The sequence below is a fragment of the Aeromonas oralensis genome (assembly GCF_049665575.1).
Classification (GTDB): domain Bacteria; phylum Pseudomonadota; class Gammaproteobacteria; order Enterobacterales; family Aeromonadaceae; genus Aeromonas; species Aeromonas hydrophila.
Genome location: NZ_CP187186.1, coordinates 661,635 through 672,500, shown reverse-complemented (window position 1 = coordinate 672,500; position 10,866 = coordinate 661,635). Strand labels below are relative to the sequence as shown.

The window sequence follows — 10,866 nt, the reverse complement described above, 5'->3', positions numbered from 1 at the left end:
GCACCGGCCCATGTCGGGGTCAGACCAGTAAAGGGTTTCCCCTCCCGGCACCGAGGCGTAAGCTGACTCTCCGGCGGGCCCGCACGTCCGGCCTGTTTCCCGTCCGCTTTCCTCTTCAACAGGATGTAACATGATCCGCAAGAATCCCTCCGGCCATCTGCCGGTCATCGACGAGTCAGCCTATATCGACAAGACAGCCATCATCTGTGGCAAGGTGATCATCAAGGAGAACGTGTTTGTCGGCCCCTATGCGGTGATCCGCGCCGACGAGGTGGATGCCAGCGGCGACATGGAGCCCATCGTCATCGGCGCCAACTCCAACATTCAGGACGGGGTCGTCATCCACTCCAAGTCCGGCGCTGCGGTCACCATCGGCGAGTACACATCCATCGCCCACCGCAGCATAGTCCACGGGCCGTGTGAAGTGGGCAACCGGGTGTTCATCGGCTTCAACAGCGTGCTGTTCAACTGCCACATCGGTGACGGTGCCGTGGTGCGCCACAACTCGGTGGTGGACGGCTGCGATCTGCCGCCGGAGTTCTACGTTCCCTCCACCACCCGCATCAACCAGCAGAGCGATCTGGACCACATCCCGCGAGTCTCGGTGGATGCCGCCGAGTTCTCCGAGGACGTAGCCCACACCAACATCGATCTGGTCAAGGGGTACAAGGCGCTCTCCAACGAGTTCTGAGTTCCACGGTTGCCAGGATTCACAACGGGCGCCTCGGCGCCCGTTGTCACGACTGTAAAGAGGGTGAAAAGGGAGCGTAAAAACCGTTGAGCTAGCGGCCCGCCTGGCGTTTCATGGGCCATCTTCCCTGGATGGAGTAATCCCCATGTCACGTTGCCCCCTCGCCCTCACCCTGCTGCTTGCCAGCCTGTCGGCCCAGGCCTGCGAGCTGCCACCCCCGCCAGCCGGTCGCCCCGACGTGCGCGCGCCGGCGTTGCCCGCTCCCCTCTATCACGCCAGCAAGCTGGGCCAGGATCCCCAGGCCACGGCCCAGGCGCTGTTCAAGAACATTCCACCGGCAGAAGCCGACAAACGCTATGAGGTAGTGGTAAGCGTCCGCGAGCTGCCGCCCCAGCCTATCCGGATCCAGCCTGCCGCCGCCCCACTCAAAGGGCAGTAAACCCCACAGCTGGACCAGCAATGAAAAGGGCGCCGCAGCGCCCTTGTCGTTGATGAAAGCCCCTGCTTAGGAGCACTTCTTCAGGCTGATATGCCAGTTGGCGCCGGATTGCACCTGATGCTTGGCGGCGAAGCTGTCCATGTTCAGCGCCACCGACACCTGCAGCAGGCTGTTGAGGTAGACCAGCGGCTGGCCTTCCGGCACATCGCCAAAGCTGCTGACATAGGGGGCCTTGCCCTCGTATTTCAGCGCATCCCCTTCGCTGATCTTGATGCAGGCGTTGTCGCCCTTGTTGATCCCCGCCTTGGTCAGCAGGCTGTCGTCGATGTTGGTCCAGACGTTGCCGTATTGCACGTCCAGGATCGGAATGGTGCCTTTGAGGGTGCCATCCTGCTCGGCCACTGCCGGCTGATAGGGGATCTTCACCACCTCGGCAGGCAGTTTCGGGCCCACCTGCTCGTAGCTGATGGCGCCGGAGGCGAGCCGGGCACCGGTGTAGGCATAGACGTCGCGGCCGTGGAAGGTGTAGGACTTCTCGGAGCCCTTGAGGCGGTTGGTCTTCTCGTCAATCTGGCGCACCGTGTCGATGCCGAAGTGTTCGGCTACCAGAGTCAGGGTGCCGTTATCCGGGCTGACGATGTAGTGGCCGCTCTTGGTCTTGAGCACCACCGACTTGCGATCGGTGCCGACACCCGGATCCACCACGCTGACGAACACAGTGCCCTTGGGCCAGTACTGCAGAGTCTGATAGAGGCGGTAAGAGGCTTCCCAGATGTTGTAGGCCGGGATCTCGTGGGTCAGGTCATAGAGCGGCAGGGTGCGGTCCACCCCGAAGGCGACCCCCTTCATGGCCGAGACGGCACCATCCTTGAGACCGAAGTCGGTCTGGATCACCAGTGCCTCGTTGGCGGTGGCAAGGCCGCTGGCCAGCAACAGGGCGAGCGCAAGTGCACGGGGGGCGGTACGAATATCCATATCTGAACTCCTGAAGGTAACAACGAAATAACCATCTAGACATCCAGAATGCCATCACTTCCATATATTGCAAGCCGTATTCCCCGGATGGGGGCGCCGAAAGCCCTCGCCAGCAAGTCGCGGCGGGTGTATGGATAGGGCTGAGTCGCAACCGCCACAAGGAGATCCCATGACCCGCAACCAGACCGCCATCCTGCTCAGCCTGGGGGAGCACAGCAGCCAGCTGCAGCTGACCAGGGCCGACGGCACCCGCTTCACCCGCGACTTGGGCTTCGGCCTCGAAGCCATGACGCCGGGCCCGTTTCGCCGGGATCCGCCGAGCGCGCTGGAGCTGGAGCAGGCCATCATGGTGGTGGAGGACGTGCTGATGCCGCTGGCCGCCGAGGTACCGCCCCATGAGGTGGTGACCCTGCAGGCGCCGCTGCCGCTGGCCGAGGTGCTCGGCAGTCGTGAATTGAGCCGGGAGAGCCTGGAACAGCTGTTCAGCCAGTTTGCCGCCATGGTGGAGGGTGACCCGCTGGCCGCCGCCAACCTGCCCAAGACCCGGCGCTTTGCCGCCGCCCTGTTGATCCTGCGCGAATGGATGCACCATCTGTCGGCCGAGCGAGTAGTGCTGGCCGACTGAGTCACACTAGCCTGCCCAAGACCCGGCGCTTTGCCGCAGCCCTGCTGATCCTGCGCGAGTGGATGCACCATCTGTCGGCCGAGCGAGTCGTGCAGGCCGACTGAGTCACATCAACCAGCCCAAGACCCGGCGCTTTGCCGCCGCCCTGCTGATCCTGCGCGAGTGGATGCAATATTTGTCGGCCGAGCAGGTGGTGCTGGCCGACTGAGTCATGCTAGCCGGCAGCCGGCTCGAAGCGGGTGCGCCAGGTCGCCCAGGCCAGCCCCAGGCTGATCAGCACGCTGCCGACGGTGAGCAGATCCACCGCCGCCTGCACGCCGGCCCCGTCGCTGACCCAGCCCAGCAGCACCGGCACCCAGTTCGCCACATAGGCGATCACGTAGAAGAGCGACACCAGCCGGGCGTGGCTGGCAGCTGGCGCGATGCGGTTGACCAAGGTCGCACTGCCGACGAACACCGCGCCCTGGGCGTAACCGGCCACCAGCAAGCCGAGCACCGCCAGCCACCACGACTGGGCATGCACGGCGCCGGCAAACAGCAGCATGCAGAGCGCCAGCGCCAGGGCACCGCTTTGCAGGGTGTGACGGGCATCGAGCCGGCGGGCCCAGAGCTGGCACAGGCCGGAGAGCACCATGTAGGCCGCGATGAGATAGCCGAACAGGCCGAGATCCCGCAGCCCCAGCAACTGACTCGCCACCTTGGGACCGATGGCCAGCAGGCTGGCCGCCACCGCCCAGGCGGTAAACAGCGCCAGTGCACAAATAAAGAAGGCAGCCCCGGTGGCCTTGAGCCCCTCCCCCAGCGATCCCCTGCCCTGATGCGTTGCCGCAGCCGGCGCCCCTTGCGCGCGGGCGGGCCAGCTCAACGCCACCCCCACCATGGCGCAGGCCGACAGCCCCATGATGAGCAGGAAGGGCAGTTGGGTCGGATAGCACTCCAGCTGCAGCGCCAACCCGCTGAACACCGGGCCGAGCGCCAACCCGGCGGTGAAGGAGAGGGTCGCGCTGAGGGCGGCCCGCTTGCCGCCATCGCGCGGGCCGAAGCGCAGCAGGGCCACGTTGGCGGCGCCGGTCAGGGCACCGGTGCCGATCCCGGCCAGCACCCGCGCCAGCAATAGCGACCAGAAGGAGTCCGCGAGAGAGAACAGCAGGGCGCCCCCCAGTACCGCCAGCAGAGCTGGCAGGATCATGGCGCGCAGATCGCTCACCCGGCCCGCCAGATTGCCCACCCCGAACAGGGAGATCAGCACCCCGCCCGCATAGCCGCCGTAGATGAGGGTGAGGCTGACATCGCTCAGGGCCAGCGCCTGCTGATAGTGGGGATAAAGGGGGTGGGCACGCTGCTGTTGAGCAGCGCCGACATCAGCGCCAGCGGCAGAAACAGCAGGATGGCGCGATGGGAGGTAGCCGCCGCAGAGGGGGCGGCGGCACAAAGAGATGATGACATGCAAGGCTCCGATGAGGCGGGCAAGGCCGCTGACGAGAGGCGCCATGATAGCGCCCGCCGCGGCCCCTCGACAGCGACACAAATGCATCAGCCTGCTTCAATAATGCATATCAGTGGCATCTATCTGCATGTCGACAAGGGCACTCTTGCCTTGTGATCCCGCCGGCACTGGCTTCTAATGGGCACGCCCCGCCGGGGCACTTTGAGTGGGAGGCTCGATGATCAACTGGGACGACGCGCGGTTTTTTCTGGCATTGGCACGGCAGGGCACCCTGCGCGGCGCCGCCGGCGTACTGAGGGTCGATCAGGCCACCGTGGGGCGCCGCATCACGGCGCTGGAGCAGAACCTCGGCTCCAAGCTCTTTATCCGCACCCCCAAGCTCTATGATCTCAGCCCCCTCGGCGAGACCATGCTGGCGGATGCCAGCGCCATGGAGCAGGCCATCAAGGCCATCGAACGCAAGGCGAGCGCTGGCGATCAGAGCCTGTGCGGCGAGGTGCGCATCGCCACCACCGACACCCTGGCCCAGGCCTTCGTGCTGCCCGCCCTCACCCTGCTGCGCGAGCGCCACCCCGGCATCCGGCTCAGCCTGCAGACCGCGGTCAGCGTCAGCGACATCGCCTACCGGGAGGCCGATCTCGCCATCCGCGGGCTGCGCCCGGACAACGACGAGCTGGTGATCAAGCGCCTCACCACCATAGAGATGGGGCTCTATGCCTCCCGCGACTATCTGGCCCGCCACGGCACGCCCAAAAGCGGCCACGCTCTCAGCCAGCACGCCCTGCTGCTGTTTGCCAGGGAGCTGGTCTCCCGCCACTGGCACAGCCTGTGCGGGGAGCCGCTGCACGAGCCCAACGTGGTGCTGCAGTGCAACGCCCAGCTGCTGTTGCTGGCGGCGGCTCGCCAGGGACTCGGCATCGCCCTGCTCTCCACCTTTCTGGCAGACAAGGAGTCGGAACTGGTGCGCGTGTTGCCCACCCTGTGTGATCCGGTCGACATCTGGCTGGTGCTCCACCCCGACTTGCAAAAAGCCAGCCGGGTGCGCGCCGTGGTGGATGCGCTGGAGGAGGTGTTTCACTGCCGCTGACGGGTCACACCATATCTTTGCCAATACAAACTAACTGAATGCTCAGTTATTGAACTGGCCAGCCCCCCATTCGGGGCACTTTCTTCGCAGCGAACCATGCTAGAGTCCCACGCTGTTTTTTCCTTATTAAACGGGACCTTATATGAAGAAGTTCGTTGTTTCATGTGGTTTCATCCTGATGGCGAGTTTGTTGGCTGGCTGTGCCAGCGAATCTTCCCGTTCTCTGGATGTCCCCAAAGTTGCCTCCTACCAAAGTCACTATCAGGGCACTCGCAGCCCGATCTCCGTCGGTAAATTTGATAACCGTTCCAGCTATATGCGCGGCATTTTCTCCGATGGCGTGGATCGACTGGGCAGCCAGGCAAAAACCGTCTTGATCACCCACCTGCAGCAAACCGGCCGTTTCAGCGTGCTCGATCGTGACAACATGGATGAGATCAAGGCTGAAGCGGGGATCAAGAAACAGGCTCAAGCCCTCAAAGGAGCTGACTATGTGGTCACCGGTGACGTCACTGAGTTTGGTCGCAAAGAAGTCGGGGATCATCAGTTGTTCGGCATACTGGGTCGCGGCAAATCCCAGATTGCCTATGCCAAGGTCAATCTCAACATTGTCAATGTCACCACCTCCGAAGTCGTCTTCTCTGCCCAGGGAGCTGGTGAATACGAACTGTCCAATCGAGAGATCATCGGTTTCGGCGGTACCGCAAGCTATGACTCAACTCTGAATGGCAAAGTGCTGGACTTGGCCATCCGCGAAGCAGTCAACAATCTGGTGAACGGTATTGAGACCGGCGCCTGGCATCCGGCGCAGTAGGAATAATAAAAATGAAACAGTTCAAGCTATTCACCTTGCTGGCAGCGGCCATGCTGTTGACTGCGTGTGCTCAGGCACCACGTTCTCTCTACAACTGGGATCAGTACCAACAGGTTGTCTATCAAAACATGGAAGGCAACGAAACCAGCGTAGAGGAGCAAATCTCTGCCCTTGAAAAGAACCAGCAAGAGGCAAGTGCCAAAGGACAGGCCGTTCCCCCCGGTTTCCATGCCCATTTAGGAATGCTGTATGCACAACTGGGCAAAGATACAGAAACACGGCAGCATTTTGAGACAGAAAAACGTCTGTTCCCGGAATCGGCTCCCTTCATGAACTTCCTGATGTCCAACAAAAAAGGGGCTACCCAATGAAGATGCCCGCCCTCTTCTCACTGATGTTCGCCACTCTTCTGCTGGCTGGTTGTGCACAGCGCCCGTCTTACGATTACACGGCGTTCAAAGAGAGCAAACCGACCTCCATTCTGGTATTGCCCCCGTTGAACCACTCACCCGATGTCAAAGCCGGGGCAAGCCTGCAATCTCAAATCACGCTCCCGCTGGCTGAGTCTGGTTACTATGTGCTGCCTGTCGCCGTCACCAATGAGACTTTCCGTCAAAACGGCGTGACGGAAGCGGCTGACATTCATGCGTTGCCGATCAAGAAGCTGCACGAGATTTATGGTGCCGATACAGCCCTGTATCTGGACATCCAGAACTACGGCACCAGCTATCTGGTTGTGTCCAGTGAAACCGTAGTCACAGCCAGTGCGCGTCTGGTCGATCTTCGAACCGGCAAACTGTTGTGGGAAGGTAAAGCCAGTGCCAGCAGCGCAGAACAGCAGAGCAATTCTGGTGGTGGCTTGATCGGTATGCTGGTCGTTGCTGTCGTCAACCAAATTGCCAACACCATTACCGACAAGGGACATGAGATTGCAGGGATCACCAGCTTCCGGCTGCTGAGCGCCGATATGCCCAATGGCATCCTCTACGGCCCTCATTCTCCCAAGTATCAAAAATAACCTTGCTTGGTATTCAGAGATCAAAGAGGGCTTAGGCCCTCTTTTTTGTTGCCACCATCATTGATGGCTGTCACTGCTTGCTGATGAACTCTACCCTTCATAGCCCCACTCCCCCAACCCAGCTTCTGCCGGCCTTCCTCTATCTGTTACCATGCCGGCCATCAAGACTGTTTCCTGCGCGGCGTGGCCGCGCTCATCCCGACGGGTACCCTTATGTCCATTGCCTCCTTCGCCGACCTGGCGCTCTCCCCCCGCTTGCAGCAGACCCTGACCGAGCTTGGCTACGCCGCGCCGACCCCGGTGCAGGCCAGCGCCATCCCGGTCATTCTGGCGGGGCGCGATCTGATGGCGGGTGCCCAGACCGGCACCGGCAAGACCGCCGCCTTCGTGTTGCCGCTGCTGGAGCAGTTGCTGGCGCAGCCGCAAGGGGAATCCCGCCCGATCCGTGCACTGGTGCTGGTGCCGACCCGCGAGCTGGCGGCACAGGTGCATGAGAGCGTCACGCGCTACGCCAAGGGCACCGACCTCACCAGCACGCTGGTCTACGGCGGGGTGAGTATCGCGGCGCAAGTGGAGGCGCTGAAAGCCGGGGTGGATATCCTGATCGCCACACCGGGCCGGCTGCTCGACCATCTGCGGCAAGGGGCGCTGAGTCTGGCCGCGCTGCGCTACCTGGTGTTTGACGAGGCGGACCGGATGCTCGACATGGGTTTTATGGACGAGATCAAAGCGCTGCTCAAACAGATCCCGGCGGATCGCCAGACCCTGCTGTTTTCGGCCACCTGCGACGACAACCTGTTTGCCTTGAGCAAGGTGTTGTTGCGTGACCCCGAGCTGATTGAAGTGGCGCCGCGCAACACCACGGCGGCCGAGGTGGAGCAGCGGGTCTATACGGTGGATGGCGATCGCAAGCTGGCGCTGGTCGAACACATGCTTAAAGTCAAAGGCTGGGCGCCGGCCCTGATCTTCAGCCGCACCCGCCAGGGGGCCGACAAGCTGGCCCAGCAGCTCGGCAAGGCGGGCATCAATGCGCTGGCCTTCCACGGCGATCTGTCGCAAGGCGTGCGGGAGAAGGTGCTGCTGGAGTTTCGCGCCGGCACCCTGCAGGCACTGGTGGCCACCGATGTGGCGGCCCGCGGCCTCGATATCACGGATCTCAACTACGTGATCAATATGGAATTCCCGTTTGTGGCAGAGGATTACGTACACCGTATCGGCCGCACCGGTCGCGCCGGCAACAAGGGGCTCGCCATCACCTTGTTCAGCCCGGAAGATGCGCCGCTGCTGGAGAAGGTGGAGGCGGTGCTCGATACCCGTTTGCCCCAGCAGTGGTTCCCGGGCTTTGAGCCAGACCTGACCCGCTTCGAGCCCGAGCCACGCCGCAGCAGCAAGGCAGCCCAGAAGCAGCGTGCCAGAAAGCAGGCGCTTGCAGGCAACAAGGGTGGCAAGGGCCGGCGCTAAGCCGCTCTGGCACCGCCAATAAAAAAACGCCCAGTCGGGCGTTTTTTGTTATCCGATACACACCTGCTCCACTCCTAAGGCGCAGCCGCCAGTTCCGGCGGCAGGGCCCGCAGGATGCGCTGCTCGGCTAGGGTGGAGAGCACGAACATCACCAGATAACCGAGGCCCAGCGCCACGATAATGGCCACCACGTTGGTGGTGAAGCGGGCCACCAGGTAGTAGGCCGCCACCAGTGCCACTATGCCCACCGCCCGGATCAGCAGGCTCTGGGTAAAGTGGCCGTGGGCCTTGATGTAGGCGAGCTGGTAGCCGTTGAGCATCATGAAGATGAAGAAGAGGGAGAAGTGCAGCAGCACCGGCACGGCCCCCAGATAATCAGCCGGGAACAGCAGCGACACCAGCGGCTTGCCCGCCAGCAGCATCACCAGGAAGAACACCAGGCTGACGATGACACTGAGGCGGAAGATCCAGCGCCGGATCAGGCGGATCTGGCGGTGATCGCCGCTGCGCAGATTGACTGCCAGCTCCGGCAGCACGAAGCGGTAGATGGGGAAGACGAACAGGGTGGTCATATAGGTAAAGATGGGGCGCACAACCACCTGAAAATCCCCCAGCTCGTCGAGGCTGAAGTGGCGAATGGTGAGCAGTACCGTGATGTAGATCATCAGGATGCTGGCCCCCGCCTCGAGGGAGGCGGTAAAGCTCTTCTTCACATAGCTGCGCATCTCGGGGCCAAGCTCAACCTTGGCCAGCGGTCGGGTGGCGATGGCCCTACGCCGGTGCAGATACATGTAGCCGGCGATGGCGAGCGAAGAGAACGTCAGCCCGTAGAAGAGCGAAGCAAGGGCATCTAGGCCAAGTACGAAATAGCAGGCCATAAACAGCAGGCCATTGGCCAGCGGTTCCAGCCAGGTGACCCGGTTGGAGATCCCGTACATCCGGTACATGGCCACCAGATTGGTGAAGTAGACCTTGAGCCCCAGCCCGAAGATGACCCCTACCAGTTGCAGATATTCGGCCCGGATATGGAGCCCGTGCTTGATGTAGGGGATCACCAGCCCCCAGGTGAGCAGCACCATGCCGATGAGGAAGTAGCGGAAAATATTGATGATGTCCCGATCGTTCCTGGTCTGGGAGTAACTCACCACCATGGAGGAGCGAAAGCCGGTCATCAGGATCAAGGAGAGGGAGATCAAATCCACCACGCTGTTGAACAGCGCCAGATCTCCCTTGGCCACCCACTGCGCCAGCCACACCTTGAAGGCGAAGCCGATGATGATGCTGGCCAGCGACGCCCACATGCCGGTGATGAAAGCCTGCTTGAGGCGGCCAAGTGAATCGGGTTGTTCGTCTTGAATTGCGTGCATCACGAAAGGCCCGCTAACTGCATGAAGAGAGGCCCATCTTATGAAAGGGGGCCGCCCTTGAACAGCCCGAAACAGGGGGCAAGGACATCCCCCTGCCAGCAACGCCCGGCCAGGCGTTTCTTTTATCGTGCATCCAGCGTGTCATCCGGCTGCCGTCGGGCGGCTTATGACTGGGGTGCGGCCTTGATCAGCGCCTCGTAGTGATCAATTAGCTCGGGGCCGTGCAGCGGTGAATCGTGACCACCCACCACCGTCTTGATCGGCAGCTTCATCGCTTTCAGTCGCTCAATAGTCTGCGGATAGGCCTTCACATCGGCAAAGCTCAAGTTGCCCAGCTTCTCCTTGAGGATGCAGTTGCCATAAAGTACCTGCTGGTCGGGGAAGTAGACAAAGATGCCGTCCGGCGTGTGGGCCGGGCCCGCGTAGAAGGCGCGCAGCTTGCCCTCCTGGAGCGTGAAGTCGCCCTCGTGCACCACGTTGGGCAGCACCAGGGGCAAGTCCGGGTACTCCGGCAACCCCTTGCGGGTAAAGGCGACGATCTCGGCCCAGTCGCTCTTCATCAGATCCCGGGTCTGGCGGGTCGCCACCACCTTGGCCCCGATGGACTTCCAGTAGGCGTTACAACCCGCCCGGTCGGTGTGGTAGTTGGTGTTGATCACCTCCAGCACCGGCTTGCTGCTAATCCGTTTGATCAGCTTGTGCAGCTCGCGGGCGGTATCCGGCGTCCAGGTCGCCCCCACCACAGTCACCCCCTTGGCCCCGAAATAGACCATGGAGTTCTCTTTGACGTAGTAGTTGTCCTCCACCACATAGACAGGGCCGCTCACCTGCGTCAGCGACATCCCCGCCGCTCGCACGCTGCCGCCCCAGAAACTCGCCATCAGCACCACCGCCCCGGCCAGCCCGCACTTTATCCAACCTTTCATCATCTTGCTCCCTCGC

At 62.1% G+C, this 10,866-nt stretch carries 12 protein-coding genes and 1 pseudogene; 9 read left to right on the top strand and 4 right to left on the bottom strand.

The genetic code is table 11. The annotated features are described in order from the left end of the window. Positions 1–130 precede the first annotated feature (130 nt). Positions 131–691 carry a carbonic anhydrase gene (locus tag ACPDZI_RS03405; RefSeq protein ID WP_005309014.1) on the top strand — a complete coding sequence of 187 codons (561 nt, stop codon included), beginning with the start codon at positions 131–133 and terminating at the stop codon, positions 689–691. 145 nt (positions 692–836) lie between these two features. Further along, entirely contained in the window at positions 837–1,130 is a 294-nt protein-coding gene (locus ACPDZI_RS03400; protein WP_438834020.1) for a hypothetical protein, read from the top strand. Positions 1,131–1,196: 66 nt separating this feature from the next. Here the strand turns inward: ACPDZI_RS03400 and ACPDZI_RS03395 are convergent, their stop codons facing one another. Further along, on the bottom strand, positions 1,197–2,105 hold the full coding sequence (locus ACPDZI_RS03395) for an SAM hydrolase/SAM-dependent halogenase family protein (protein WP_016349479.1): 909 nt from the start codon (positions 2,103–2,105) through the stop codon (positions 1,197–1,199). 169 nt (positions 2,106–2,274) lie between these two features. Here ACPDZI_RS03395 and ACPDZI_RS03390 point away from each other — a divergent pair, with 169 nt between their 5' ends. After that, complete coding sequence (locus ACPDZI_RS03390; RefSeq protein ID WP_076361461.1) at positions 2,275–2,730, top strand: hypothetical protein; 456 nt, start codon at positions 2,275–2,277, stop codon at positions 2,728–2,730. 58 nt (positions 2,731–2,788) lie between these two features. After that, entirely contained in the window at positions 2,789–2,938 is a 150-nt protein-coding gene (locus ACPDZI_RS03385) for a hypothetical protein (RefSeq protein ID WP_175610262.1), read from the top strand. A 6-nt stretch (positions 2,939–2,944) separates the two neighbouring features. Here ACPDZI_RS03385 and ACPDZI_RS03380 read toward each other — a convergent pair. Beyond that, positions 2,945–4,176: pseudogene (locus tag ACPDZI_RS03380) on the bottom strand (MFS transporter). Positions 4,177–4,394: 218 nt separating this feature from the next. Here ACPDZI_RS03380 and ACPDZI_RS03375 point away from each other — a divergent pair. The 5 genes from ACPDZI_RS03375 to ACPDZI_RS03355 all read left to right on the top strand — a co-directional run bounded on the left by ACPDZI_RS03375 (position 4,395) and on the right by ACPDZI_RS03355 (position 8,557). After that, a complete protein-coding gene (locus tag ACPDZI_RS03375; RefSeq protein WP_438834019.1) occupies positions 4,395–5,264 on the top strand; it encodes a LysR family transcriptional regulator in 870 nt (289 codons plus the stop codon). A 142-nt stretch (positions 5,265–5,406) separates the two neighbouring features. After that, the gene (locus ACPDZI_RS03370) at positions 5,407–6,078 is read left to right on the top strand and encodes a CsgG/HfaB family protein (protein ID WP_026080239.1); all 672 of its coding nucleotides are present in this window, start codon (positions 5,407–5,409) and stop codon (positions 6,076–6,078) included. Positions 6,079–6,089: 11 nt separating this feature from the next. Then, on the top strand, positions 6,090–6,449 hold the full coding sequence (locus tag ACPDZI_RS03365; RefSeq protein WP_017409082.1) for a DUF4810 domain-containing protein: 360 nt from the start codon (positions 6,090–6,092) through the stop codon (positions 6,447–6,449). Further along, the gene (locus ACPDZI_RS03360) at positions 6,446–7,096 is read left to right on the top strand and encodes a DUF799 domain-containing protein (protein ID WP_042065524.1); all 651 of its coding nucleotides are present in this window, start codon (positions 6,446–6,448) and stop codon (positions 7,094–7,096) included. The genes ACPDZI_RS03365 and ACPDZI_RS03360 overlap by 4 nt, the downstream gene beginning before the upstream one ends. A gap of 213 nt (positions 7,097–7,309) precedes the next feature. Further along, positions 7,310–8,557: a DEAD/DEAH box helicase gene (locus ACPDZI_RS03355; RefSeq protein ID WP_438834018.1), complete on the top strand. Its 1,248-nt coding sequence runs from the start codon at positions 7,310–7,312 to the stop codon at positions 8,555–8,557. A 74-nt stretch (positions 8,558–8,631) separates the two neighbouring features. Here ACPDZI_RS03355 and ACPDZI_RS03350 read toward each other — a convergent pair whose 3' ends face one another. Both ACPDZI_RS03350 and cphA read right to left on the bottom strand, forming a co-directional pair. Continuing rightward, the gene (locus ACPDZI_RS03350) at positions 8,632–9,924 is read right to left on the bottom strand and encodes a lipopolysaccharide biosynthesis protein (RefSeq protein WP_438834017.1); all 1,293 of its coding nucleotides are present in this window, start codon (positions 9,922–9,924) and stop codon (positions 8,632–8,634) included. A 164-nt stretch (positions 9,925–10,088) separates the two neighbouring features. After that, positions 10,089–10,853, bottom strand: coding sequence for a CphA family subclass B2 metallo-beta-lactamase (gene cphA / locus ACPDZI_RS03345; RefSeq protein WP_438834016.1), 765 nt, complete (start codon positions 10,851–10,853; stop codon positions 10,089–10,091). Positions 10,854–10,866 lie beyond the last annotated feature (13 nt).

Coding starts and splice junctions, on each gene's coding strand:
- ACPDZI_RS03405 (WP_005309014.1), top strand. CDS start 131: ATGATCCGCAAGAATCCCTCCGGCCATCTGCCGGTCATCGACGAGTCA.
- ACPDZI_RS03400 (WP_438834020.1), top strand. CDS start 837: ATGTCACGTTGCCCCCTCGCCCTCACCCTGCTGCTTGCCAGCCTGTCG.
- ACPDZI_RS03395 (WP_016349479.1), bottom strand. CDS start 2,105: ATGGATATTCGTACCGCCCCCCGTGCACTTGCGCTCGCCCTGTTGCTG.
- ACPDZI_RS03390 (WP_076361461.1), top strand. CDS start 2,275: ATGACCCGCAACCAGACCGCCATCCTGCTCAGCCTGGGGGAGCACAGC.
- ACPDZI_RS03375 (WP_438834019.1), top strand. CDS start 4,395: ATGATCAACTGGGACGACGCGCGGTTTTTTCTGGCATTGGCACGGCAG.
- ACPDZI_RS03370 (WP_026080239.1), top strand. CDS start 5,407: ATGAAGAAGTTCGTTGTTTCATGTGGTTTCATCCTGATGGCGAGTTTG.
- ACPDZI_RS03365 (WP_017409082.1), top strand. CDS start 6,090: ATGAAACAGTTCAAGCTATTCACCTTGCTGGCAGCGGCCATGCTGTTG.
- ACPDZI_RS03360 (WP_042065524.1), top strand. CDS start 6,446: ATGAAGATGCCCGCCCTCTTCTCACTGATGTTCGCCACTCTTCTGCTG.
- ACPDZI_RS03355 (WP_438834018.1), top strand. CDS start 7,310: ATGTCCATTGCCTCCTTCGCCGACCTGGCGCTCTCCCCCCGCTTGCAG.
- ACPDZI_RS03350 (WP_438834017.1), bottom strand. CDS start 9,924: ATGCACGCAATTCAAGACGAACAACCCGATTCACTTGGCCGCCTCAAG.
- cphA (WP_438834016.1), bottom strand. CDS start 10,853: ATGATGAAAGGTTGGATAAAGTGCGGGCTGGCCGGGGCGGTGGTGCTG.